The sequence below is a fragment of the Rhodospira trueperi genome (assembly GCF_900101965.1).
GTDB classification, from domain to species: domain Bacteria; phylum Pseudomonadota; class Alphaproteobacteria; order Rhodospirillales; family Rhodospirillaceae; genus Rhodospira; species Rhodospira trueperi.
Genome location: NZ_FNAP01000002.1, coordinates 157,301 through 181,543, shown reverse-complemented (window position 1 = coordinate 181,543; position 24,243 = coordinate 157,301). Strand labels below are relative to the sequence as shown.

Here is a 24,243-nt window from a genome sequence, read left to right as displayed (position 1 = left end):
CACCGTCAACACCGGACGGGGGTTCACCCAGGGCAATCGGGTGAATGCACGATTGACGAAATGCGAAGCCCGTAGGGCGGGTTCGCGCCGCAGGCGCAACCCGCCGTCGGCGGATTGGCCCGCTTTCGCGGGCCGAATCCGCCCTACGCGGACTCCACCGACCTGCATACGCAGCCGATGCGTTCTTGCAACGTGATGCTGCCGGATCATCATCCGTCCCACCTGGTGCCGGGGTATTGGGTTCGCGCCGCAGGCGCACCCCGCCTTGCGTTGGACGGCGGCTGGCCGCAGGACAGCCGCCGCCCCGCCCTGGAAATCGGACTTAGCGCCCCTTCTGCACGCGGCCGAAGGTCTTGGACCACTCCTGCTCGTTGGTGTTCCAGTACGTCGGATCGAAGAAGTTCAGCGACTCCAGCGTGCCCGTCGGGTCGAACGCCGGCAGGGTCGGAACCACCTCGCCCAGGTCCACCTTGGTCGGGTCGAGCGCCGGCGGGTAGTTCTGGCCCTCGGCGACGGCGATGGACACCGCCGGCTCCAGCATGAAGTTCAGCAGTTCCTCGCAGGCCTCCATCGGGCTGCCCTTGATGACGAACAGGCATTCCTGCCACGCCAGACCGCCCGGCGGATCCAGATAGCCGATGTCGTGGCCCTGCTCCTGCAGCGCCTTGACGCGGCCGGACCACGCCTCTGTGACGTAGATTTCTTCCTCGGCCAGCAGGCTCATCAGCTCGGCGCCGGAGCCCCAGTATTTCAGCAGCAGGTCGCGGTGTTCGCGCAGCTTGTCCCAGACGGCGTCCATGTCTTCGATCCCGTTGGGGTTCTGGCCGGTCTGCAATGCGGCGTACCAGATGCGGGTCTTCCACTCGCCCCAGCCGCCGATCTTGCCTTTGAAGTCCGGGTTGACCAGCAGCGCCGCGCCCTGGGCCTTGGCCTCGTCGTCGCTGACGTGCTTGCGGTTATAGGCAATGCCGGTGGTGCCGTAATCGTAGGGCACGGCCGACAGCGCCCCGCCGGTGATCGGGCGGAAGGCATTCATCAGGGCCTCGATCACCAGCTTCAGGTTGGGAATGTTGTCCTCGTTCAGGGTCGTGGACAGCTCCAGGCCGTGATAGCGCGCGTAGTCGAACACGCCCGACAGGTGGGCGATGTTGAACTCGCCGGGCTGGCTGGCCTTGACGCGGGCGAGGTATTCGTCGGCGCCGCCGAAGGTGCCGTCCACCACCGGGATGCCGGTCTTTTCGGTGTAGGGCTCGAAGGCGTGCTCACGGAAGGCCTCGGAGACGACGCCGCCCCAGCCGTCGAACCGCACCTGGTCCGGATCGGCGGCGCGGGCCTGCCGCGCCAGCAGGGTCATGGGACCACCGGCGAGACCGGCGCCCAACCCGGCCGCGCCCAGCAGGCCGAGAAAGCTCCGGCGGTCGATGTCGCCGTTGCGGTAGCGCTCCAGAAGGCGTTCGAGGCGTTTGGTCTGATCCATGGGTCAACTCTCCCTGTTGTGAAACCTGTGTCCCGACGATGGACCGGCGTGGCGTCACCGCCCTGTCGTCATGCGCGCCGACACCCGCCGCGCCAGCGCCGCCCCCAACAGCGGCAGGGCCACCGTGAACACCACCATCACCGTGCCGAGCGCGTTGATCTCCGGACTGATCGAGTTGCGCAGCATGGCGAAGATCTGGGTCGGCACCGTCTCCACCCCGCCGGGCTTCCAGAACAGCGTGCCGGTGATGTCGTCGAACGAAATCGTGAACGAGAACAGCATGCCGGCCAGCACCGCCGGCAGCATCAGGGGCAGCGTAATCTCGCGGAAGGTCTGAAAGGCATTGGCGCCCAGGCTGAGCGCGGCCTCCTCATAGTCGCGGCGGATGCCCACCAGCCGCGCCTGCACCACCAGCACGACAAACGGCAAGGTGAAGATGACGTGGCCCATCAGCAGCAGGAAAAAGCTTCGCGGCACGTCCAACGCCCGCAGGAACAGCAGCAGGGCCACGGCCAGCACCACTTCCGGCACCAGAATCGGCGCGATCAGGGCGGTCGAGATCAGCCGCTTGCCCGGGAAGTCGTAGCGCACCATGGCCAGCGCGGCGAGCACCCCCATGGTGGTCGAGATCACACTGGTCAGCGCCCCCAGCACCAGCGAGGTCTGGAAGGCGCGCACGATGGCGTCGTTCTCGATCAGCGCCACGAACCAACGCAGCGACAGCCCCTCCATGGGGAAGCTGCCGAACTGGTTGGCGTTGAACGACAGCAGCATCACCACCGCGACCGGCGCGAACATGAACAGGTAGACCAGCAGGGTTCCGAAGCGGATGGCGGTCCAGGCGAGGCTCATGACGTCTCCTCCCCGTCCCTAGCGGAAGCTCTTGGCGATCTGGTCGATGCCCAGAAACCGGCTGTAGACCAGGACCAGGGCGCTCAACAGCGCCAGCAGCAGCAGCGACAGCGCCGAGCCCAGCGGCCAGTCGAGTTGGGTGACGATGGCCTCGAACACCAGATTGGCGAACATGGCGTCACCCGGCCCGCCCAGCACCATCGGCGTGATGTAGGTGCCGGCCCCCAGCACGAAGCACAGCAGCGAGCCGGCGGCCAGCCCCGGCACCGACAGCGGCAGGGTGACCTCGCGGAACGCCTGCCAGCCGGTGCAGCCCAGCGAGCGCGCGGCGTCGGTCAGGCTGCGGTCGATGCCATCCAGGCTGACGTAGATGTTCAGGATCATGAACGGCAGCAGGAAATGCACCAGGCCGAGGACCACCGTGACCTCGTTGTAGAGCATCTGGATCGGCTCATCGATGATCCCGGCCCACAACATCACGCCGTTCACCGCGCCGGACACCCCCAGGATGTTGATCCATGACATGGTGCGGATGATGTAACTGACCCAGAACGGCAGCATCAGCAGCACCAGCAGCAGCGTTTTGTGCCGCGTCGGGGCGTAGGCGATGTAGTAGGCGGGGATGTATCCGACCAGCGCGCAGGTGATGGTGGAGATGGCGGCGATGCGCAGGGTCTGGATCAGGATGTCCCGGTAGAAGGGATCGGTCAGGACCTCCCGCCAATTGTCCAGCGAGAACGTGACCTGATCGGCGCCGGTGGCCGTGCGCAGCCAGAACGAATAGACGACGATGAACATCGCCGGTACGACCAGCAGCAGGGCCACCGACACCAGCGCCGGTGACAGCAACAGCCAGGGCCGCCGGTCGAAGCCGGTGGCCAGGGAGCCGGACGCGGACATCGCTGCGCCTCCCGCCTGTGGTGAACCCCCCATCCGCCCGTGTTGGGTCACGACGCGGAGCCCGGCCGGCGAATGTCCGACCGGAACGTTCGGTCCATCACGCCCCGGGAATGGACATAGCGCAAATAGATTGCAATAATGAATGGTATAGTCCGTTGCTATGGTGTCCGGAGGGAGGGGGCGATGATCGACGCGAACGACGGCGGAGGTCTTCCGGGCACCGTGCCGGATGCAGGCCGGGATGACGTCGCGCCGGATGCCGCCGTGCCGGCACTGGCCCGGCGGGACTTCGATTGGAACCTGCTGCACACCTTCATGGTGATCGTCGAGGAAGGCTCCATCACCCGGGCCGCCAACCGCCTTCTGCTGCGCCAGCCCAGCGTCAGCAACGCGCTGAAGCGGCTGGAGGATCGGCTCGGACAACGGCTCATCGACCGCGCCCCGGGCCGCTTCGAACTGACCGACCAGGGCCGGGTGCTGTTCGACGAGTGCCGCGACATCTGCGGCGCCATCGGCCGGCTGGGTCACCTGATGACGGACGCCGAGGCGGACCTGAGCGGGCACATCCGCCTCGCCATGGCCAGCCATGTGACCTTCCCGCCGCTCGACGAGGCGCTGGCGGACTATCACCAGCGCCACCCCCTGGTGACCCTGGAGATCGACATCGCCCGCTCCAGCGCCGTGGTGCAGACCGTGCTGTCGCGGCAGGCCAGCGCGGGTATCTGCCTCGTCGCCCGGCCGCATCCGCAACTGAGCTATCGAATTCTGTTCCGGGAGCACTTCGGAGTCTTCTGCGGCCCCCGGCACCGCCTGTTCGGCCGCCGCGACCTGACCATGGCCGATCTGGCCGAAGAAACCTTCGTGTCCTTCGTCACCGACAGTCCCCAGGATGCCCTGCGGGCCGTCAGCCTGTTGCGGGTTCACCACGGACTGACCGGGCGCATCGTCGGCACCGCCGCCAACCTGGAAGAGGTGCGCCGCATGATCGTCGCCGGGCTGGGCATCGGGGCGCTGCCGATCCACGCCGTGGCGCGAGACGTGGCCGACGGCCTGCTGTGGCGGCTGCCGCCGGAGGATGACGCGCCGCCACCCGGCGGGCCGCCAGCGGTGGACATCTTCCTGGTCACCAACCCGCGCACCACGCTGTCCCAGGCGGAGCGGACCTTCGTCGATCTGTTGGTGGCGCGGGTGGAGGAAGCAGGGGACGACCCGTTCGTGTATCCGGAGGGAATGGAGGGGTCGGCCTGACGCCGCGCCGGAGGGGCGTCGCCGGTCCTGCGGTTTTCCTGTGCCGTGCCACCGTGGCGCTTTCAAAACCCGCCCGGACCGGGCACAAGAGACCGGCATGCGATCGCCTGAAAAGGGGACGCTTCGGGCGGGGTGATGCGGCCGTCGCGTTCCCCACCGACACGGAAACCAAGGAAGCCCCTCCCATGAGCCCCGAATTCCTCGTCACCTCGATGGTCGTCATCCTGCTGCCGGGCACCGGCGTGCTGTACACCCTCGCCTATGGGCTGGGCCGGGGCTGGCGCGCCAGCGTCTGGGCGGCGCTCGGCTGCACATTCGGAATCCTGCCGCACATCGCCGCCAGCATCGCCGGGCTGGCCGCCCTGCTGCACACCAGCGCGCTGGCCTTTCTGGTGATCAAGTATCTCGGCGTCTGCTACCTGCTGTACATGGCGTGGAGCGTGCTGAGGGACGGCGGCGCGCTGGAGGTCAAGGGCGAGCACGCCCCGGCCCCGCCCGGCCGCATCGTGCTCAACGGGTTCCTGCTGAACATCCTGAACCCGAAGCTGTCGCTGTTCTTTCTGGCCTTCCTGCCGCAGTTCGTGCCGGCGGAAACCGCCGCGCCCACCCTGATGATGCTCGGGCTGGCGGCGGTGTTCATGCTGCTGACGTTCATCGTCTTCGTCGGCTACGGCGCGTTCGCCTCGGCCACGCGCCGGCACGTCATCTCCCGCCCCTCCGTGATGCGCTGGATGCGGCGCGGCTTCGCCGGGGCGTTCGGGCTGCTGGGGCTGCGGCTGGCGCTGGCGGACCGGTAGGGCTCACGCACACTGGAACGCGGGGACGGGGGAACGCCGTGACGACCGAACACGTGCTCATCTTTGTGCCTGCGGCCCTTTTACTCGGCGCGTCACCCGGTGCGAATAACCTGCTCGCTTTTGTGTCGGCAACCAAAGCCGGATGGCGGCCGACCGCGAAGGGAGTCATGGGACGGCTTGCCGCATGGGCGGTATTGGTCGTGCTGGCCTCGCTGGGGCTGGATGTCGTGCTGCGGACGTCAGAGATGGCCTTCGTCGCCCTGAAATGGATGGGCGTCGGCTATCTGGTGTTTCTGGCGTGGCGTTTCTGGAGAGCCGATACCGCTTCCGACGTCGCAGCACCGGATGCCTCGATGTTGATGCGGCGCGAGTTTTTTACCCTTTTGGGAAATCCGAAGGCGTATCTCTTGCTGACGGCGTTCCTGCCCCAGTTTGTCAATGAAGCCGAAACAATCTTGCCGCAGCTTTTCATTCTCGGGGGTCTATATATTGTAGCGGAGGGATTTGCAGCACTCATTTGGGTGACTGCCGGGTCGCTAGTGGGTGGGTATGCCCTGACACCTTTCAGGCGACGGATGATCAACCGGACCGCAGCGGGTGTTATGGGTAGCGCGGCCGTTCTCCTCGCTCGATCGGAAAGGGCCGCATGACCGAGGCCGTCGGCATCGCGACCGCGAGTCTAGGCGGTGCACGACGGCCGCTTCGGCCACCACGGACCAGGCGCTTTCTTCAAGGGGATCGGGATGCCGGGTCCCTCCCACCGTTGCAAAACGGGTCCGGCCTGAATATGACGGAGGCGGCATCATGGGCCGGGCCGGTCCCCGGTGCCTGTCTCCCGTCCCCTGGCACCCGAAGGACCCCATGGCCGCCTTGCAACCCGTGCGCGGGACCCACGACCTTCTGCCCGATGCCGCCCGCGCCCACCGCGCGGTGGAGCAGCGCGCGTTCGACGTCGCGCGCCGCTTCGGCTTCGGCGAGATCGTCACGCCCATCTTCGAGTTCACCGAGGTGTTCAAGCGCACGCTCGGCGACACCTCCGACATCGTCACCAAGGAGATGTACACCTTCGAGGACCGGGGCGGCGAAAGCCTGACCCTGCGGCCCGAGGGCACGGCGGCCATCGTGCGCGCCTTCATCTCCGGCGGGCTGGCCCAGCAGGTGCCGGTCAAGGCGTTCTATCGCGGCCCCATGTTCCGCTACGAGCGCCCGCAGAAGGGCCGCCAGCGGCAGTTCCATCAGGTCGGCATCGAGATCCTGGGGGTCGAGGGACCGGCCGCCGACGTCGAGGTCATCACCTGCGGCTATCATATCCTGGAGGCGCTGGGCCTGGGCGGCACCGTCACCGTCGAGGTGAACACCCTGGGCGACCTGGAGAGCCGCGCCGTCTACCGCGAGGCGCTGGTGGCCTACCTGAAGGGCCGTCAGGGCGAACTGTCCGAGGACAGCCTCGCCCGGCTGGAGCGCAACCCCATGCGCATCCTCGATTCCAAGGACGAGGGCGACCGCGCCGTGGTGGCCGACGCGCCGATTCTCGCCGATCACCTGAACGACACCTCGCGGGACTTCTTCGCCCGCGTGCGCGACGGGCTTTCGGCGCTGAACATTCCGGTCGAGATCAGCCCCCGGTTGGTGCGGGGCCTCGATTACTACACCCACACCGCGTTCGAATTCACCACCACCGCGCTGGGCGCCCAGGGGACCGTCTTGGCCGGCGGGCGCTATGACGGGCTGGTCAAGCAGATGGGCGGGCCGCCCACGCCCGGCGTCGGCTGGGCCGCCGGGGTCGAGCGCCTGTCCATGCTGATGACCGATCCGCCGCCGGCGCCGCGCCCCATCGCCATGGTGCCGGCCGGCGCCGAGGCGGACGCGCTGGCCCTGCCCCTGACCGACCGCCTGCGCCGCGCCGGCTTCGCGGTCGATCTCGGCTACTCCGGCAACATGGGCAAGCGCATGAAACGGGCCAACAAGGTGAACGCCCGCGCCGCCGTGATCCTGGGCGACGAGGAACTGGCGGCCGGCGAGGCCACGGTGCGCGACCTGGACAGCGGCGAGCAGACGCGGGTTCGCCTTAACGCGGTGGAGAGGGCGCTGGACCGGTTCCGGTGACGACACCCGGCGGCGACAGCCCCGACGGCCCCGGGGACGATGGCAGGGAGGACGCCCCGGACACCCTGGGCGCACTGATCATCGTGGGCGCCAACCACCATTCCAGTTCGATGGGCCTGCGCGACCGGGTGACACTGGAGGACGAGGCCGTGCCCGCCTTCCTGGAGCGCCTGCGATCCGCCGGTCTGACCCAGGCGGTGGTCTTGTCCACCTGCGACCGGGTGGAGGTGATCGCCCAGGCCCCGGAGGTCGACGTCGCCGAGGCCACGGCCGAAGTCGCCCTGGTCGCGCTGGCCGAACAGGGCGACGTCACGCCGTCGGTGTTGCGCGGCCAGGGCTACGTGCTGCGCGGCGCCGACGCCGCCCGGCACTGTTTCGCGGTCGCCGCCTCGCTCGACAGTCAGGTGATCGGCGAGCCGCATGTCCTGCGGCAGGTCAAGGCCGGCTATTCCACCGCGCGGGCCGCCGGCATGGTGGGCGCCGAACTGGAACGCCTGCTGCAATCGGCCTTCGCCTGCGCCAAGCGGGTGCGCTCGGAGACCCACATCGCCGAGGGGCCGGTGTCGGTGGCATCGGCGGCGGTGCAGGTGGCGCGCGATCTGCACGGCGATCTGAACGGCCGCACCGGGTTGTTGCTGGGCACCGGCGAGATGGGCGAGCTTCTGGCCGAGTCGTTCCAGACTCACGGGCTGGAGCACCTGATCGTGCGCGCCCGTCGGCGCAGCCGTGCCGAGGCCGTGGCCCGGCGCCTCAACGCCCACGTCAGCAGCAACGAGGCGCTGATCGACGATCTGGTGGCGGCCGACATCGTCATCTCGTGCTTCGGCGGGCGCGAGCACATCCTGGGCGAGGACGCGGCGCGCCAGTCCTCCAAGCGGCGGCGGCGCCGCCCGGTGTTCATCGCCGACGTGGCCGTGCCGGGCGACGTGGAACCGGCCGTCAACAAAGTGGACAACGCCTTCCTGTACGATCTGGATGATCTGGAGGGCATCGCCATGGAAGGCCGCGCCCACCGCGAGGCCGAGGCCGAGGCGGCGTGGCGCATCGTGCGCGAGGAGGTAGGGCGCTTCCGCACCGGCCGCGTGGAACGCGCGGCGGCGCCCGTCATCACCCAGTTGCACGCCCGCTTCGAGGAGGAGCGCAACCGCGTGCTGGCCGAGGCCGGCGACGATGCCGGCAAGGCGACTCGGCTGCTCATTGGCCGTTTGCTGCACACCCCATCGGAGGAACTGCGGCGCCTGACCGCCGGCCCGCCGGAGAACCTGCGCCACGCCGAGAACGTCACCCGCCGCCTGTTCCGCCTCACCGGCGCCGAGGCGCCCGGAGCGACGCGAACGGCGTCGGACCCTCAGGATCAAGACAAAAAAGACGAACCATCATGAGCCTGGACGAGAAACTGAGCCGCGTGGTCTCGCGGCATGAGGAACTGGGGGCGCTGCTGTCGGGCTCCGACCTGGACGCCCAGGACATCCCGCGCCTGTCCAAGGAACTGTCCGACCTGACCCCGGTGGTGGAGGCCATCGGCGCCTTGCGCCAGGCCCGCGCCGATCTGGCGGACGCCGAGGCGATGCTCGACGATCCCGAGATGCGCGGTCTGGCCGAGGAGGAGGTCGGGCGACTGCGCGAGGAGGTGCCGGAGCGCGAACGCGCGGTCCAACTGATGCTATTGCCCAGGGACGAGGCCGACGCGCGCAACGCCATCCTGGAGGTGCGCGCCGGCACCGGCGGCGACGAGGCGGCGCTGTTCGCGGGTGAACTGTTCCGCATGTACGAACGCTACGCCGCGTCGCAGGGCTGGCGGTTCGAGGTGATGGACGCCACCGACACCCCCATCGGCGGCCTCAAGGAGGCCATCGCCACCGTCTCCGGCCGCAACGTCTTCGCCCGCCTGAAGTACGAAAGCGGCGTCCACCGGGTGCAGCGCGTGCCGGTGACCGAGGCCGGCGGGCGCATTCATACCTCCGCCGCCACCGTCGCCGTGCTGCCGGAGGCCCAGGCGGTGGACGTCCACGTCGAGGACAAGGATCTGCGCATCGACACCTACCGCTCCCAGGGGGCCGGCGGCCAGCACGTCAACACCACCGACTCGGCGGTGCGCATCACCCACATTCCCACCGGCATCGTCGCCGCCTGCCAGGAAGAGAAAAGCCAGCACAAGAACCGCGACAAGGCGATGAAGATGCTGCTGGCCAAGATGTACGACGAACAGCGCCGCGCCGCCGACCAGGAACGCGCCGACGCGCGCAAGAGCCAAGTGGGCTCCGGCGACCGTTCGGAGCGCATCCGCACCTATAATTTTCCGCAAGGCCGGGTGACCGATCACCGCATCAACCTGACGCTCTACACCCTGGACAAGGTCATCACCGGCGAGGCGCTGGACGACGTCATCGACCCCCTCATCGCCGAGGACCAGGCGGCCAAGCTGGCGGAGATGGGGTAAAGGGGAACAACCGGCAACAAAGTCACTAAAATGGCACCGGAACGCTTGAACCCGGCCGCCATTGGCCCACATTATATACAGGCTTCGTACATTCTTGGCTGTCATCAGAAGACAGGTGGTTCAGGGTCGCACGGCCGTAGGCGTACAAAACAGTGCTTTTCCGTGTTCCGTACAATATTGCCCGCGACTCAGCGGCATTCTTGATCGTCTGTCTATCGTGACAGTCACAAAAAAAGAACACACCACTCTCCCTTTGAAAAAGGGGGGGCCTTGTTTTCACGGGCGTGCCGTCGAGGGTCAGTCAGGGACCACTTGAGGCAGACGAGGCTGTCTGGGGCTTGGCCGTCTGGGGCCGGGCACCATCCACGTGGCCGAAATCATCCTCAATGCTACTGAAGGCACGACGGACATGCTCACCTTTACCCGTCGTGTCACCATGGAATACGATTTCAAATCGGCTCTTTAACTCATCGCGGGCCTGCTGTGCGGCGCGCGCCTGGAGTTCTAGCCATTCAGGATCGGCCAAGACGGGCATAGGGTACTCCCCCAACTTCCAAGGGCGATGTCGATTGCCCTCAATCCCCTAGGCGTCCTGCCCAAGGAACGAGCGGTACAGGTAGCACGAAACCCTGGTCGGTGCCAAGCCTCCGCCCGCCATATCGTCGGCCCTTTCGTTCGGTGCCGGGAGCGACCATGGCAGCGTCAAGGCGTCAACTCATGCCTGAACTCAGTGTCGCTCAAGCAGGGGCTTTCACAACCGAGGTCGTTTACTTTCGCGGTCATCGATCCGAACCTGTCAGGATCAGAAGCGCGTCTTGTTCATTTGATGCGTTCCAACGAGCATGTCAAGACCCCACGCTCTCGCAGGCAGGTCGCCGAGAGCATCGGCAGCAGCTCAAACGATTCGCCTTTATACCATCGGGGTCACGATCCGGCAAGCCTCTCTTGCGCGCGGAGGTCAACCTCGATTAACGTAATGCACCTTTTGTTGGTTATCCTTGCTGGGGGTGGGTCGTGCAGACGATAGGCGAAATCTTACACACCCTCTTCAAGGGGGATCCGAATGCTCCGTGTGTCCCGTTCCCGGATCCCTTGAAGGACTTGATCCAGCAATTGGTGCAGCCATCGACGTCCGACCAATCGTGGCCGTCGTGTCCCGTTTTCCCACCGGACCTGTTCGCGGCGACCGCGTATCTGCTCGACATTGCGGGAGCCTACCATTATCTCGCCGCAGGGGAGACACCACCCGGGGCGGCAGCGTGGGACGCTGATGACGAGTTGGACATCGATTTTCACATCGCCGACGGGCCAGCCTTTCTCAGATCGGCGCGCACCCATAAGAGTTGCAGGAACGCGGCGAAAAAATGGTTTGATTCACCGAGAACACCGGACCTTGTGCTGAGACTCTGGTCTGAACTGGGGACGCACAAGGACGAAAAGGCCTTCCTTCCGCACACCAAGGATACGGTTGCGCCAAGATGGTGGAGCCTCGCTTGCAGCTTGATGGTCATCGCCGACCAGGCCTGCCCGGATGTCGGATACGGGTTCCTGAACCAGGATGACGCTGAGGCGCCCCACTCGGATGGAGGTGGCGGCGCGTCCACGCTGCCACAATCGGGAAAACTCGGACGAAAAAGCGAAACAGGAAACGCTGAAGGCGAGGAAACCGGGGCCGGAACGCGGGATAGGGGTGCTGAAACGCAGTCATGGACGTCCCTCTGGTTTAAGATAATTATAGAATATAAGCTTGAGAAATCAAAAAACGCCAACCAACATAATTCAACAAATGCAACTTCTCTTGATGGACACGTACATATTAAGGATCCTCTTTGGACTTTGTGTTTTGGTGTTGATCCAGACATTTCTTGTGTGCAGGCCAAGTCACGCTCAAGAAATATCGGGTGCTCCCTCAGAAATATGAGTCTGAATTTAGCGCTCGTTCCGCCGCGAGGCATTGTATGCTCTGTGTGGCATCAGCCTCCATTCATGATTACACCGGATGACGAGGCAGTCCTCAATATTCTTTTGGTCCCATTTCCGTTTCGCATTCCCGCCAAGTCGTTTCGCGGGACAGTGTCTTTGAAGCCACAGGATGTTCATCGCAACAAAGAAGATTATGACGGAGTTTCGCCCTGGGGGCGTTTTTGCGTCGATCAGCGCTGGTTGCATGGAGAGATCACAGATGATGATGACAAACGGGAGTCCGAGGCGAAGATAAGAGAAAAAGAAATGCGCCGCGCGTTATTAAGAATATTCCTGGATCAATTGGTTTGGTCTGCAAAAAAAGACGTTTCGTTTATACACGGTATTATATTTCCCGAGTATTCATTGGACTGGAAAACCTATGAAGTATTGTCGAGAGACATGTGTCGACAGCATTCTCGGCTAGAGTTTTTCGTTTCAGGATCTAGTGAGAATTGTGAAGGCGAAAAGGGAAATTACGCCATCTCCTCAGTTTTTACAAAAACAAAAAATGGGGCAACAAATAAAGCAATCGGAATTTCAACCAGCCGCGCAAAACATCATCGCTGGAGGCTGGATGAATCCCAAATAACAACCTATGCCTTGGCTTCCGCTCTTGATCCGCGCATTCTTTGGTGGGAAAACATTCGCCTAACAAAGCGAGAGGTGCACGTCAACGTCTTTCGGGAAAACTCAACTTTCGCGGCCATGATATGTGAGGATTTGGCTCGCGGGGATCCCTGTCACCCGATCCTCAGGGGCATGGCTCCAAACTTGGTGTTTGTTCTGCTCATGGATGGGCCACAGTTGGCGACGCGCTGGTCTTCTCGTTACTCCACGACACTTGCCGACGAACCGGGTTCATCGGTTCTTACGCTGACATCGCGTGCCTTAATTGAACGCAGCAATACGACATTACAGGGTCGTTCCCCCAGTTGGTCCGTTGCGCTGTGGAAAGATGACAGCGGAAAAGAGGTTTCCATCAATTGCGAGGTGCCCGCGCACGGGGTCGTGCTGTCCCTGTCCGGATATCGGACGTCCGAGGTTTCTCTCGATGGCCGGTGCAATGCGGAGGCGCGGTCGTGGCGGTACAATGGCCACCAACCCGTCAGTGTAACCCAGCCATCGCCTTTCGCGGAAACCGAGATTAGCAGGGATCTGCTGATGGGCATTGTCGGGACCGTGACCGGAGAGGTGGACGAGGTTCCGGCGGATCTCCAGGATTGGTATGATAAGAGGCACCCCAAGGCACGCGGATAAACTCTGACGGGAATCTGTCCTTGACCGCGCGATCGCTCGGTGCGGAGATGGTGGCGGATGGGCGGGTGACCGTGCCAGGGCAGTCCGCCAAGCTGGCGGAGATGGGGTAAAGGGGCGCCCGGAGGGGCCGAAGCGCCGCACCGGGGCCTCGGGCAAGTGGCCCTCATTGCGGGCCTTATCTGCGCTAATCTCTTATTTCGTTATAACCCCTATTACCCACAATAGGAAAAGCGACATATTGTCTGATCGTTCCAAAGAGGCGTACCATCGATCCGTCTGTTTCAATCAGGGCGGATCATCGCGCCATGCTCAAGAACATCCGTATCCGAACCAAGATTTGGTTCCCGACTGCAGTTGCCGCCATTGGTTTGATTGTGGTCGTTGCCTTCGCCTTTGCCTTCATTCGCGCCAATCTCTTGAGTGAGCGAACGGCGCAGGTGCGCGCCGTGGCCGAGGCCGCAGCCGGCATTGTCGCGCGCTACCATGCCGAGGTGGAGGCCGGGCGCCTGGACCTGGACACCGCGCAGACCCGCGCGCGCGATGCGATCCGGCCGATGCGGTACCAGGAGGGCAAGGAGTATGTGTTCGTCTTCAATTACGACGGCACCGCTCTGGTCATGGCGCCCCGCCCGGAGTGGGAGGGCACCGTGCGCACGGACCCCATCGCCCAGGTGCTCACTGCCAAGGCGCGAGCCGGCGGCGGCTTGGTTTCCTATGAGTTTCCGCGCCCCGGGTCGGAAACACCGGAAGACAAAATCACCTGGGTCGAAGCGTTTACACCCTGGCAATGGTACGTCGCCAGCGGTGCCTACGTCAGCGACATCAACGCCGCCGCCTTCGAAAAGGCGACGCAACTGGGCGCCATCGCCCTGGGGATCCTGGTCGTTGCGGCGCTGATCGCCCTGATGATTATTCGCGGCATCACGGGACCGCTCCGGGGTTTGACATCGGCCATGACCACGCTGGCCAGCGGCGACCTCGACACCGAAGTGCCGAGTACGAATCGGCGCGACGAGGTGGGCGAAATGGCCGGGGCCATTCAGGTCTTCAAGGACAACGCCCGTGAAGTGCAGCGCCTCCAGACGGAGCAGGCCACGCAGGAGCGGCGCAACGCGCGCCGGGTCCGGGCCGAGATGCTGGCCCTGACCAATGCCCTCGACGAAGAGGTGCGCAGCGCCATCGATCTGGTTCTGCAACAGGCCGACGCCATGCGCGAAGCGGCCGGCGAGATGGCCTCGGCGGTCTCGGAGACCGAGCGTGGTGCCGGGGCGGCCGCCTCCGCCTCGCAGGATGCGTCCCGCAACGTGGATGCCGTCGCCGCGGCGGCCGAAGAACTGTCGACGTCCATCGCCGAGATCGGCAGCCAGGTGTCTAACGCAGCGGACGTCGCGCGGCGGGCCGAGGAGGAGGCCGAGCAGACGAACGCCCGCGTCTCCGGTCTGGCGGAGGCGGCGAACCAGATCGGCGAAGTGGTCGGTCTGATCGAGGACATCGCCAAACAGACCAATCTGCTGGCGCTCAACGCGACGATCGAGGCGGCCCGCGCGGGCGAGGCCGGCAAGGGGTTCGCCGTGGTCGCCAACGAAGTCAAGACCCTGGCCACCCAGACCGCCAAGGCCACGGAGGAGATCGGCGACCAGATCACCGGCATGCAGGCCGCGACCCAACAGGCGGTGGACGCCATCAAGGGCATCGCCCGGGTGATCGCGCAACTCAGCGAGGTTTCGGCCGCCATTTCGGCCGCCGTCGAGGAGCAGACCGCCGCCACCGGAGAGATCAGCCACAACGCGCAATTGGCGGCGCGCAGCACCCAGGAGTCGTCCGACAACATTGAAGCCGTCTCCACGAGCAGCGAGACCACGGGCCAGCATGCCCGCTCAGTCACCGCCTCCTCCGATGAGGTTCGCGAGCGGGTGCAAGAGATGCAGGGCGCCCTGGAGCGCATCATCCGGTCCAGCAGCGACGAGGACCGCGACGCCAACAGGCTGCGAACCGTGAACGTCGCGGTGACGCTGGACTTCGGCGTCGGCGAGGCCCAAGCCTGCCTGTTGCAGGATCTGGCCTTCAGCGGAGTCGGAACCCTGGATCGCGTCATCAAGATCGGGGACAGCAAGGAGTTCCGGATGACCCTGCCGGGCATGGGCACGGTCGCGGGCATCATCGTCACCGTGACGGGCCAATCGTCTCACATCCGTCTGGACATGGACGAAGCAGACGCCGGCAAATTGCGGACCTTCGTGGCGCGGCATGAGCGGTCGGACCACGTGCCCACGGCCCGTGTCGCGTGACACCGTCCACCCCATGCGCGCGTGTTGACGGTCATGCCATGAGGATCGAACACGCGCGCCATGGCCCCCAGGCCCATCCCACCGCGTGCGTGGCGCCGAACGCCACGCACGCGGGGATGTGGCGGTGGAGCCGAACTGTTCCATCGGCTTCGGCGCGGTGGTGATGGCGGAGAGCGGGCCGGTCCACATCAGCACCGAAGCGCCGACTGCGTCATCATGGACACGGCGGTGCCGCGCGGGGTAAACGGAGGCCGCCGACCGGGAACGCGCCGACGCGTGCAAGAGCCAGGTGGGCTCCGGCGACCGCTCGGAACGCATCCGGACGTACAACTTCCCGCGGGGCCGGGAGACCGACCACCACATCCCCCTCACTTTCACCACCCTACACCCTCGACCGGGTCATCACCGGCGAGGCGCTGGACGACGTCATCGATCCCCTGATCGCCGAGGACCAGGCGGCCAGACTGGCCGAGATGGGGTGAGGGAGGGTGCCGAACCCTTTTCCGGGAGCGGGAGGGTCTTGTCCGGAGCTGATGAAGAAGGAGTCTGTCGTGCCCGTTCTGTTGTGCCGGCGGGTGTTGATCCGCCGTTCCGTCATCGCCGTCCTGGCACTGCTGTCGCTCGGCGTCGCCCTCGCCCCGGGGGCCGGCCACGCCGATCCCGCCGCCTCGGGCGGAGCCGAAACCGTGCCCTGGCCGCGCCTGATGGGTCTTGCGGAAACGCCCTACAACGAGGCCGGCGAGGGCCTGTACGCGATGATGGGGATGGGCGGCGACGGGCCCGACCTGCCCGGGGACTCCACCCTGGCCTTCGGCTCCCGCCGGCTGCCGCTGGCCGGATGGGGCCGGATCAGCTTCGCGGGAACCCATCTGACCCTGGTGGACGGCCGTCCGGTCTGGGCGGCCGACGGCCTCGAGGCCGCCCTGTCGGTGCCGGTTTCCGGGCCGTACGACGTCGGGATGGGCACCGCGCCCGGCCTGACCGTCGCCCGTGACGACCGGGGCCGCGTGGTGGCCACCCTGGAGGAGGCCTCGGACAGTACCACGGGCCATCCGGACAACCGCCCGCTGGCGGTGGTGGACCGCCAGGAGTCGGTCTTCGAGAGTCTCGCCGACGGCCCCGGGTTCCGGCTGGTCTCGCGCTACGACATGGACCGGACCTATGCGGACACCGGTGTGGCGATGCCCACGCGCCCGATGAAGTCCGCGACGCTGGATGTCGCCCTGCGGGCGGTGGCCCGCGAACCCGTGGCCGGGACGGACCGGTGGCGCTACAAGGTGGAAGCCGACGTCACGGGCGTTGTCGCGACGGTGAACCGCTACGCGCCGGACTACGATCTGTCGAGCCTCGACACCTACCGCATCCTCGAGCGGAGGCCGGACGGCGCGATGATCATCGAGACCCGGGGCGAGGTGTCCGAGACCGTCTACTTCCTCGGCCACGGCGTGCCGGGCGGCGCCGACGACGGCGCGGCCTGGTTCGCCGGCGCCTACCTAACCGTCGCGGATCGGCACGACGACCGCGTGCGCGGCGATCTGGAGCGCCTGGACGAGCAGGCCGCCGCCATCGCCGCCAGCATCGCGGCGCACGACTTCGATCTGGCGGGCCGTCAGGTCGACTCCCTCAGGGCATCCCTGGCCGAGCTGACGACGGCGGGAGTGGCCTGGCGCTGGCACACGGTCCCCACCCAGGCGGGCATGGATCGATACGACGCGCTGGTGGCCGCCACCGAGACTACCAAGGAAACCTACCTGGAGGCCACCGAGCGCAAGGCCGCCGTCTCGGCGCGGCTGGCCGAGCTGCGCGACACCTTTTCGGCCAACGTCTTCAAGGGCATGATCCGCAGCACGGTGGAGTGGATGAACACCATCCCGACGGATCCGTTTTCCGGTCTGGCGGGCTATTCACAGTTCACCGATGTGCTGGCGCTGCCGAACTCGGTGCTGGGCTGGGCCGCGCAGGCGGAGGAGGATGCCGCCGTCCTGAGCAGCCAGATCGGGGCCATCCGCACCCTGGAGCGCCTGGAGGCCGAGTTGCAGGCGTATGTGGATGATGTCGTGGCGGCCCGGCGCGAGGTTTTCGACGTCATTCGCGACCGCGAGGAAAAGCGGGTGATCGAGCTGCATCAGAGGCTGACCGCGCCGTCGTGATCGGCGAAGAGCGGGCGGCGAAACGGGCGTTGATGGGATAGGGTTGACTCGTCGACCCGGATCATCCCGGGGTGTCGTGCGGCCCGCCATCCGTTTCGGGACACATCCGGGTTCTTTATCCTCACAACACGGAGCCAAGCCCATGACCGAGACCCGCGCCCCATTGGTACTTCTGCCCGGCCTGCTCAACGACGCCGCGCTATGGGCGGCGCAGGTCCGGGATCTGGCCGACATCGCCGATCCGGTGGTCGCCGACCTCACCCGTGATGAGTCCATCGCGGCCCTGGCCGCCCGGGTGCTGGCCGAGGCGCCGCCCCGCTTCGCCCTCGCCGGGCTGTCCATGGGCGGCTACGTCGCGCTAGCGGTGGCGCTGGCGGCGCCGGAGCGGGTCGAGCGGCTGGCCCTGCTCGACACCAACGCCCGCGCCGACAAGCCGGAGCAGAGCGCGCGCCGCCACGAACTGATCGGCTGGGCACGCGACGGCCGCTTCGGCGAGGTCATGCCGGCCTTGCTGCCGATGTTGGTGACGCCCGCGCACGCCGAGGACGAGGCCATCGCCGGGACGGTGCGCGGCATGGCGACGCGGGTCGGGCCCGAGGGCTTCATCCGCCAGCAGACGGCGATCATGGGCCGGCCCGACCGGCGCGCGGCGCTGGCCGGAATCGCCTGTCCGACGCTGGTGCTGTGCGGCCGCGACGACGCCCTGACCCCGCCGGAGATGCACGAGGAAATGCGCGACGGCCTGCCCCATGCCCGCCTGGAAGTCATTCCCGACTGCGGCCACCTGTCGCCGCTGGAACAGCCGGCGGCGGTCTCGGCGGCGGTGCGGGCGTGGCTACGGGGGTAGGGACCCCATGCCAAAACCGGATGACCGGTTCTCACTATCCCGCATTCGGACGGAGCGTTCGCCCGTAGGGCGGGTGGACGAAGGACACCCGCCAGATTGCGATTGACCGGCGGCTGTCCCATGGCCAGCCGCCCTACGTTCAGACCCCAATCGCACGAACACCGCTTGATTGGTCCGCGCGTCGGCCGCCTTTCCGTAGGTTGGGGTGAGGTGCAACGCACCGAACCCCAACGGGTGCGGCCGACGTTGGGGTTCGCTCCGCTCACCCCAACCTACGGGCCAATTCGCCGGATTGCGAACGGTTCAACCGGTTTCCGTATCAAACGAAACCGGGCTCAGATCACCCCATCGGCCCGCAGGGTGGCGCGTTCGGCCTCCGGGATGCCCAGCAGGTCCGACAGCACGGCGTCGGTGTCCGCGCCCAGGGGCGGCCCGGCCCGGTCGATGTGTCCCGGTGTCGCCGACAGGCGCGGCAGCACGTTGGGCAGGGTGACCGGGCCCAGTCCCTCCGCCAGCACTTGGGTCATGTTGCCGCGCGCGGCGATGTGCGGATCGGCGAACAGGTCGGCGATGGTGTTGACCGGCCCACAGGGCACATGGCCGTCGGTGCAGACCTGAACCACTTCGTCGCGCGGCATGGTGCCGGTCCAGGTCTCGACCGCGCCATCGACGGTGGCCCGGTCGGCCAGCCGGTCGGCGGTGGTCGGGAACCGCGCCAGCAGGTCCGCGCGGTCCATCACCTCGGTCAGGCGGGCGAACATCTTGTCGCTGGTGCAGGCGATGGCCACCCAGGCACCATCGGCGCACGGAAAGTGGCCGTGCGGGCAGGCGTTGAGCGTGCCGGCACCCTCGCGCCCGCGCACCGTGCCGTCGTGGGCGTAGCGGGGCGCCATTTCGTCCAGCACGCGGAACACCGACTCGTACAAGGCGATGTCGATGACCTGCCCCTCGCCGGTCTGTTCGGCGTGGCGCAACGCCATCAGCACACCGACGGCGCCGAACAGCCCCGACATGTAATCGGCCAGCGAGGTCGAGCCGGGTGTGACCGGCGGCCCGTCCGGCATGCCCGCCAGATGGGTCAGGCCGCCGAAGGCATGGGCGATGCGGGCGAAGCCGGGTCGGCCGGCATAGGGACCGTCCTGGCCGTAGCCGCTGACCCGCAGCATGACCAGGGCCGGGTTGACGGCGCGCAGGTCGCTCCAGCCCAGCCCCCAGCGCTCCATGGTGCCGGGGCGGAAGTTCTCGCAGACCACCTGGGATTTGGCGGCCAGCTTCCGGAAGATGCGCGCCCCGGCCGGCTGACGCAGGTCCAGCGTCACCGAGCGCTTGTCGCGGGCCTCGCTGAGGAAGGCGAGGCTGTCGCCGCGCGCGGTGGGGGTGCCGAAGCGCCGGAACGGGTCGCCCGCGCCGGGCTGCTCGACCTTGATGACCTCGGCGCCGAACTCGCCCAGCACCGCCGTGGTGAACGGCCCGGCGATGAAGGTGGCCGCGTCAAGAATGCGAATCCCGTCCAGCGGACGCGGGGGGGCGGTGGTTGGCATCGGCGGTGTTGGTCCTCCCAGGCACGTGAGTCACCCCATCATGGGCGTCCCCGGGGGACGCGGCAAGGACCGCCCGGCGCCGCAGGCGCGCCGCATAGATCAGCAGCGCGAAGACTTCCCGAACGTGCGCTAGCGCGGCCACCCGCCGATCCGGGATGGGCACGCCGGCGCCCGCGATGTCCACGGCCAGCCCGCGCGCCCGGCCGACCCGGCGGAAGCACCACAACGCCCGGCGCAGGTGCGGCCGATCGGTCACCAACCGGATCTGCCGGATCGCCCGCCCTTCCAACAGGGCGAGGCTGTGGCGGGCATTGCCGAAAGTATCCCGGGAGCGTGGCTCCAAGATCAGGGCCTCCGGCGCCACGCCCTCCCGGATCGCCAGATCCGCCATCAGGCGGGCCTCGGGCGGGGCATCGGGCGGGTGACGCTTGCCCTGTCCGCCGGACAGCACCACCACCGCACCCGGCATGTCGCGCGCCAAACCCGCCGCGTGACGCACCCGGCGGACCATGGCCGCGCTGGCCGTGCCGTCCGCGCGCACGGCCGCGCCCAGGACGATGATCGCGACTTCGCCATTTACCGCCCTGCCGGGGGGGCCAGACCCTCTTTCCAATGCCGTCCCGCTCCTGTACAGATTGTGCGTCGGATCATGCCGGTTTGACCGAGGCTGACCAACGCAGAAAACAGCCCGCGTCCCGATCCGAGACATGCCATCAAGACGCGCAACGACGAAGCTAGGTTCCATGGCCACGATCGGCCCCATCACACTCTATCGCGAAAAGTCGGTGATCCACCGCTTCGGGGATCGATCCGAGAGGAAGGATTCGGAAACGCCGACCTTCGTGCTCAGGAGCAACCGGCTCACCATGGAGGTGTCTTCGAAGTCGCACTCGGACACCATCGTGGTGCGCGCGCATTCCGTCTCCGGAACACTGCGCATGGCGGCGGTCGTGGCCGAACGCTTTCTGCGCGATCCCGAAGCCTTCGAGCCCGAGAACGCCTACCCCCCGGACTGGGCGGCGTTGTGGGACCGCAAGATTCCGGCCTATGACCGGAAATTCAACGACGCGGCTTGGACATCCCTGCATGTCGGCGGCAAGACGGTGTTCGCCACAACCGACTCGCCGCCGATTGAGGCCATTGAGCGGATGGCACGCGGCGCCGACCTGGACGAGCGCACGATCAAGGCCGCCATGCTCAGCCTGTTCGGCCGCGTCTCCGCCTCAGAGATCGTGGTCCAGCACGACAGCCAGACCGCCGTCGTGGTCACCCCGTTCTCGGGATATCTGCGCGCCGCCGTCCTGGAGCGCAAGGAGGGGCGAACCGGCTCATTCTCGATTTCCGTCCACCATGCGAAGACGCGCAAGGTGACCGTGCCGGAAGTGCTGAACTTCTGCGCCGACCTGATCGAGAGCACCAATCTGCGGCAGTTCCTGGAACGGGCGCCCGGAAATGGCGGGTCCCCGGCGAAAGCGCCGGAGCACCTGCACCTTCAGATAGAGGCGGCCCTGGCGCGCCGCCGCGAACTCGCCCAGTTCGTGGATGGGTTCGAAACCGCCAACAGGGTACAGTACCGCCCTGAACGTCCGGACCTGTAGGCGCATGCCCGATCCCACCCTGCCCGAAAGCCTGACCCATGGTCTTCCCGTGCGCGGCACCCGCGCCGTGCTGTTGGACACGCTGGCGCCGCTGGAGGGGCGGCGGGTGGCCGACATCGGCTGCGGTGACGGCACCTGGACCCGGTTTCTGTCCGAGAACGGCGCCGACGTCGTCGGCCTGGATCCGAACCGGCGTCAGCTCGACCGCACGCTGGAGGTGCCGCCCGTCGCGCAGGAACGGTACTTCGAGGCCGGCGCGGAAGCCCTGCCCCTGGAGGACGCAAGCCGGGACATCGCCCTGTTCTTCAACAGCCTGCACCACGTGCCGGGCGACCTGATGGCCTCGGCCCTGGGCGAGGCGGCGCGCATCACCCGGCGCGGCGGCATGGTGGTGGCGTTCGAGCCGGTGGCGCGGGGCAGCAACTTCGTGCTGAACCGGGCGCTGGACGACGAAACCGAGGTGCGCGCCCTGGCCCATCGGCGCCTGCACGAGGCCGCCGACGGCCACCTTCCCCTCGCCCTGGAGCGCGAGTTCGAATACGTGACGGTGACGAAGAAGCGTGATTTCGCCGCGTGGAAGGACTGGCAGGTGCGCATCAGTCCGGCGCGGGCCGCCCGCTTCGCCGCCGACGAGGACGGCCTGCGCGCGCATTTCGAACGGGTGCTGGCCGACCTGCCGCGTGACGAGGAGGGCCACGCCCTGCTGGATCAGCCCATGCGGGCAACCATCCTGCGGCGGACGTAGGACGCGTTGCGTTCATGTGAGTCACCCAACGCGCCCTGAACCCGTGTTGTGTTGAGCAAATCGTCGTCGCGATCCGTTCCGGATCGCTCGGGATGGGCTCCAGGGCGCCCGTCCAGCCCTCACGATGGACCCTCTCGCCCCCCCTCACCGTCCGTGTCGGTTTCGGCCAACCGGTCGAGGATGAGGGCGTGGAACCCGCCGCCGCCCGCCCCCGACACGAACAGCCATCCCAGGTGGCGGCCGCAGCCGGCGCAGACGGTCACGATCCAGGAATGGCCGGGAAACCACGAGAACTGGTCACTGCGGGGCCCCACCGGATGGACGCCGGGCGCATCGGCGAAGCAGCCGATGTGAAACAACACGCCGGCCGGGTTGAAGACGTGGTGGGCATGGGCCTCGCGGACCACGATGGCGCGGTCGGGCGTGGTGACCACCGCGCCGCACGCCCGGCAGCACAGCACGGCACGGCGGCGGACGTCCGGATCGCCGACGCCCGGGGTCGGCGCCGACGTTCGCGTCGGCAGGCCGGTGTCCGGACGGCGCGGCCGCGCGTCCGCGCGCAGGGCGGCGGCTGGCGGCACCGCGGCCCTCAGTCCTTGGGGACCATGCGGCCGAGCTTGCGGCCGGCGAAGACATGGATGTGCAGGTGCGGGACTTCCTGGTTGGCGTTGACGCCGACGTTGGAGAGCACCCGATAGCCCTGCTCGGCCACCCCGGCTTCCTTGGCGACGGTGGCGACGGCGCGGACCAGGGCGGCGATCTCGGCGTCGCTGGCGGTCTCGCTGAAATCGGTCCAGCTCACATAGGCACCCTTGGGCACCACCAGAATGTGGGTCGGGGTCTGCGGATTGATGTCGTGGAAGGCGAGGGTGTGGGCGTCCTCGTACACCTTGTTGCAGGGGATCTCGCCGCGCAGGATCTTGGCGAAGACATTGTCGGGATCATAGGCCATCGGCGGGCATCTCCGGATCATGGAAAGCATCGAGGGACCGCAGGGTCGCGGACAGGAAAACGGCGCGCCGGAAAATCCGACGCGCCGCGTTCCGTCAGGTTGAGCGTCGCCTATGGACTGCCCAAAACCGAACCCGTCCGGGATCAGTTCTGGAACATAACCTCCACGCGACGGTTCATGCGCTCGACGGTGCCGTCCGGAGTGGCGACCATCAGGCGTTCCTCACCGTAAGCCTCAAGCTGCATGACCTCGGAGGCGATACCCCGGGCGGCCAGGGCGCGAGAGACACCTTCGGCGCGCCGCTGGGACAGCACGACGTTGTAGTCGCTCGGGCCGCTGGTGTCGGTGTGACCGACGACCAGAACGCGCGGCGGCACGACCGTCTGGTACTCGGCGGCAACCGTGTCCAGGGTGGCCATGGCCTCGGCGTCCAGACGCGAGGAGTCCAGATCGAAGTAAACCACGAACGGCGTCGCCGGCATCGGCGGCGTCTTCAGCTGGTTGATGGCGATCTCAAAGTTCTGCTTGCAGGCGGCGATATCGTCCGGCTGACGATCTTCTTCCGCTTCCTGCATCCAGCAGTCGAACATCGCCTGGGCCTTGGCGGCGACCGGCGGGTTGGCGTCGGCCGCGCCCTGGCTCATCACCGTCATCAGGTCGGCGCGGGCGGCGGTCAGCTCGTCGGCGTACTTCGCCGGGATATCGCGCTCGTCCATCGTGGTCGGACCGACAGCTTCGCCCATGGCGGCGCCCTTCGCCTTGGCGACGAAATAGGCAGTGTCGGGCCAGTCGCCCTCATTCCGCTCGGCGGCGGCGAGGTCGGCGTATTCCTTCTGCAGGGCGGCCTGGAACGGGCTACCCATGCTTTCCATGCTCTGGGCACCTTCCACGTCCCACTTGTTGGCGCAAGCGGACAGGAGGCCGGCCGCAGCAATCGCGACGATCACCTTCTTGTACATTTAGGCATCTCCTCCATCACCTGATCAGATGGGCAGCCGCATTTGCGAGGTTGCGACCGATCCCCATAAAATGACAAACACATACGGCCTCGGAACGTCAATCGCCGACCCCATGAAGGAC

General features: G+C 66.8%; 20 protein-coding genes and 1 pseudogene. 13 read left to right on the top strand and 8 right to left on the bottom strand.

The annotated features are described in order from the left end of the window. Positions 1 to 322 precede the first annotated feature (322 nt). Genes BLS85_RS04155 through BLS85_RS04145 form a run of 3 tightly spaced genes read right to left on the bottom strand, consistent with a single transcriptional unit; the run spans position 323 to position 3,229 of the window. Positions 323 to 1,477, bottom strand: coding sequence for an extracellular solute-binding protein (locus BLS85_RS04155; RefSeq protein ID WP_092782583.1), 1,155 nt, complete (start codon positions 1,475 to 1,477; stop codon positions 323 to 325). Positions 1,478 to 1,531: 54 nt separating this feature from the next. Further along, positions 1,532 to 2,329, bottom strand: coding sequence for an ABC transporter permease (locus BLS85_RS04150; protein ID WP_092782580.1), 798 nt, complete (start codon positions 2,327 to 2,329; stop codon positions 1,532 to 1,534). A gap of 18 nt (positions 2,330 to 2,347) precedes the next feature. After that, positions 2,348 to 3,229, bottom strand: a complete 882-nt coding sequence (locus BLS85_RS04145) for an ABC transporter permease (protein WP_092782577.1) — start codon at positions 3,227 to 3,229, stop codon at positions 2,348 to 2,350. Positions 3,230 to 3,412: 183 nt separating this feature from the next. Between BLS85_RS04145 and BLS85_RS04140 the strand changes: the two genes are divergently transcribed. From BLS85_RS04140 to BLS85_RS04095, 11 genes and pseudogenes are all read left to right on the top strand, one after another. Further along, positions 3,413 to 4,477 carry a LysR family transcriptional regulator gene (locus BLS85_RS04140; RefSeq protein ID WP_092782574.1) on the top strand — a complete coding sequence of 355 codons (1,065 nt, stop codon included), beginning with the start codon at positions 3,413 to 3,415 and terminating at the stop codon, positions 4,475 to 4,477. A 185-nt stretch (positions 4,478 to 4,662) separates the two neighbouring features. Continuing rightward, positions 4,663 to 5,274 (top strand): LysE family translocator, encoded by a 612-nt coding sequence (locus BLS85_RS04135; protein ID WP_092782571.1) that lies wholly within the window; start codon positions 4,663 to 4,665, stop codon positions 5,272 to 5,274. A 38-nt stretch (positions 5,275 to 5,312) separates the two neighbouring features. Beyond that, on the top strand, positions 5,313 to 5,924 hold the full coding sequence (locus BLS85_RS04130) for a LysE family translocator (protein ID WP_176793357.1): 612 nt from the start codon (positions 5,313 to 5,315) through the stop codon (positions 5,922 to 5,924). 211 nt (positions 5,925 to 6,135) lie between these two features. Next, complete coding sequence (hisS, locus tag BLS85_RS04125) at positions 6,136 to 7,380, top strand: histidine--tRNA ligase (protein WP_092782568.1); 1,245 nt, start codon at positions 6,136 to 6,138, stop codon at positions 7,378 to 7,380. Further along, complete coding sequence (gene hemA / locus BLS85_RS04120) at positions 7,377 to 8,762, top strand: glutamyl-tRNA reductase (RefSeq protein ID WP_245699067.1); 1,386 nt, start codon at positions 7,377 to 7,379, stop codon at positions 8,760 to 8,762. The genes hisS and hemA overlap by 4 nt, the downstream gene beginning before the upstream one ends. Then, positions 8,759 to 9,820 (top strand): peptide chain release factor 1, encoded by a 1,062-nt coding sequence (gene prfA, locus BLS85_RS04115; RefSeq protein ID WP_092782565.1) that lies wholly within the window; start codon positions 8,759 to 8,761, stop codon positions 9,818 to 9,820. The genes hemA and prfA overlap by 4 nt, the downstream gene beginning before the upstream one ends. Positions 9,821 to 10,912: 1,092 nt before the next feature. Then, positions 10,913 to 13,042, top strand: coding sequence for a hypothetical protein (locus tag BLS85_RS18615; protein ID WP_143027085.1), 2,130 nt, complete (start codon positions 10,913 to 10,915; stop codon positions 13,040 to 13,042). Positions 13,043 to 13,347: 305 nt separating this feature from the next. Then, positions 13,348 to 15,330 carry a methyl-accepting chemotaxis protein gene (locus BLS85_RS04110; RefSeq protein WP_092782563.1) on the top strand — a complete coding sequence of 661 codons (1,983 nt, stop codon included), beginning with the start codon at positions 13,348 to 13,350 and terminating at the stop codon, positions 15,328 to 15,330. Positions 15,331 to 15,577: 247 nt separating this feature from the next. Next, a pseudogene (locus tag BLS85_RS19405) lies at positions 15,578 to 15,812 on the top strand (peptide chain release factor 1); the annotation flags it as partial. Between the two features lie 69 nt (positions 15,813 to 15,881). Then, positions 15,882 to 17,480: a hypothetical protein gene (locus BLS85_RS19605; protein ID WP_143027084.1), complete on the top strand. Its 1,599-nt coding sequence runs from the start codon at positions 15,882 to 15,884 to the stop codon at positions 17,478 to 17,480. A 142-nt stretch (positions 17,481 to 17,622) separates the two neighbouring features. Then, entirely contained in the window at positions 17,623 to 18,327 is a 705-nt protein-coding gene (locus tag BLS85_RS04095) for an alpha/beta fold hydrolase (protein WP_092782557.1), read from the top strand. Positions 18,328 to 18,662: 335 nt separating this feature from the next. Here BLS85_RS04095 and BLS85_RS04090 read toward each other — a convergent pair whose 3' ends face one another. Further along, entirely contained in the window at positions 18,663 to 19,868 is a 1,206-nt protein-coding gene (locus BLS85_RS04090) for a CaiB/BaiF CoA transferase family protein (RefSeq protein ID WP_092782554.1), read from the bottom strand. Then, the gene (locus BLS85_RS04085; protein ID WP_176793355.1) at positions 19,819 to 20,481 is read right to left on the bottom strand and encodes a YdcF family protein; all 663 of its coding nucleotides are present in this window, start codon (positions 20,479 to 20,481) and stop codon (positions 19,819 to 19,821) included. The genes BLS85_RS04090 and BLS85_RS04085 overlap by 50 nt, the downstream gene beginning before the upstream one ends. Positions 20,482 to 20,611: 130 nt before the next feature. Between BLS85_RS04085 and BLS85_RS04080 the strand changes: the two genes are divergently transcribed. Together BLS85_RS04080 and BLS85_RS04075 are read left to right on the top strand one after the other, a co-directional pair. Continuing rightward, complete coding sequence (locus BLS85_RS04080) at positions 20,612 to 21,466, top strand: hypothetical protein (RefSeq protein WP_143027083.1); 855 nt, start codon at positions 20,612 to 20,614, stop codon at positions 21,464 to 21,466. A gap of 4 nt (positions 21,467 to 21,470) precedes the next feature. After that, positions 21,471 to 22,211: a class I SAM-dependent methyltransferase gene (locus BLS85_RS04075; protein ID WP_176793352.1), complete on the top strand. Its 741-nt coding sequence runs from the start codon at positions 21,471 to 21,473 to the stop codon at positions 22,209 to 22,211. Positions 22,212 to 22,330: 119 nt separating this feature from the next. On the opposite strand, the gene BLS85_RS04070 is transcribed toward BLS85_RS04075, so the two are convergent. The 3 genes from BLS85_RS04070 to BLS85_RS04060 all read right to left on the bottom strand — a co-directional run bounded on the left by BLS85_RS04070 (position 22,331) and on the right by BLS85_RS04060 (position 24,122). After that, the gene (locus BLS85_RS04070) at positions 22,331 to 22,792 is read right to left on the bottom strand and encodes a cereblon family protein (RefSeq protein ID WP_092782542.1); all 462 of its coding nucleotides are present in this window, start codon (positions 22,790 to 22,792) and stop codon (positions 22,331 to 22,333) included. 8 nt (positions 22,793 to 22,800) lie between these two features. Then, positions 22,801 to 23,163, bottom strand: coding sequence for a histidine triad nucleotide-binding protein (locus tag BLS85_RS04065; RefSeq protein ID WP_092782539.1), 363 nt, complete (start codon positions 23,161 to 23,163; stop codon positions 22,801 to 22,803). Positions 23,164 to 23,306: 143 nt separating this feature from the next. Continuing rightward, complete coding sequence (locus BLS85_RS04060; protein ID WP_092782536.1) at positions 23,307 to 24,122, bottom strand: OmpA family protein; 816 nt, start codon at positions 24,120 to 24,122, stop codon at positions 23,307 to 23,309. Positions 24,123 to 24,243: the final 121 nt, after the last annotated feature.

What these genes read in the sequence shown, in the direction of transcription:
- BLS85_RS04080 (WP_143027083.1), top strand. Translation starts at nt 20,612, where the DNA reads ATGGCCACGATCGGCCCCATCACACTCTATCGCGAAAAGTCGGTGATC.
- hisS (WP_092782568.1), top strand. Translation starts at nt 6,136, where the DNA reads ATGGCCGCCTTGCAACCCGTGCGCGGGACCCACGACCTTCTGCCCGAT.
- BLS85_RS04155 (WP_092782583.1), bottom strand. Translation starts at nt 1,477, where the DNA reads ATGGATCAGACCAAACGCCTCGAACGCCTTCTGGAGCGCTACCGCAAC.
- BLS85_RS04095 (WP_092782557.1), top strand. Translation starts at nt 17,623, where the DNA reads ATGACCGAGACCCGCGCCCCATTGGTACTTCTGCCCGGCCTGCTCAAC.
- BLS85_RS04090 (WP_092782554.1), bottom strand. Translation starts at nt 19,868, where the DNA reads ATGCCAACCACCGCCCCCCCGCGTCCGCTGGACGGGATTCGCATTCTT.
- BLS85_RS04140 (WP_092782574.1), top strand. Translation starts at nt 3,413, where the DNA reads ATGATCGACGCGAACGACGGCGGAGGTCTTCCGGGCACCGTGCCGGAT.
- BLS85_RS04075 (WP_176793352.1), top strand. Translation starts at nt 21,471, where the DNA reads ATGCCCGATCCCACCCTGCCCGAAAGCCTGACCCATGGTCTTCCCGTG.
- BLS85_RS04110 (WP_092782563.1), top strand. Translation starts at nt 13,348, where the DNA reads ATGCTCAAGAACATCCGTATCCGAACCAAGATTTGGTTCCCGACTGCA.
- BLS85_RS04135 (WP_092782571.1), top strand. Translation starts at nt 4,663, where the DNA reads ATGAGCCCCGAATTCCTCGTCACCTCGATGGTCGTCATCCTGCTGCCG.
- BLS85_RS04150 (WP_092782580.1), bottom strand. Translation starts at nt 2,329, where the DNA reads ATGAGCCTCGCCTGGACCGCCATCCGCTTCGGAACCCTGCTGGTCTAC.
- prfA (WP_092782565.1), top strand. Translation starts at nt 8,759, where the DNA reads ATGAGCCTGGACGAGAAACTGAGCCGCGTGGTCTCGCGGCATGAGGAA.
- BLS85_RS04145 (WP_092782577.1), bottom strand. Translation starts at nt 3,229, where the DNA reads ATGTCCGCGTCCGGCTCCCTGGCCACCGGCTTCGACCGGCGGCCCTGG.
- BLS85_RS04065 (WP_092782539.1), bottom strand. Translation starts at nt 23,163, where the DNA reads ATGGCCTATGATCCCGACAATGTCTTCGCCAAGATCCTGCGCGGCGAG.
- BLS85_RS04060 (WP_092782536.1), bottom strand. Translation starts at nt 24,122, where the DNA reads ATGTACAAGAAGGTGATCGTCGCGATTGCTGCGGCCGGCCTCCTGTCC.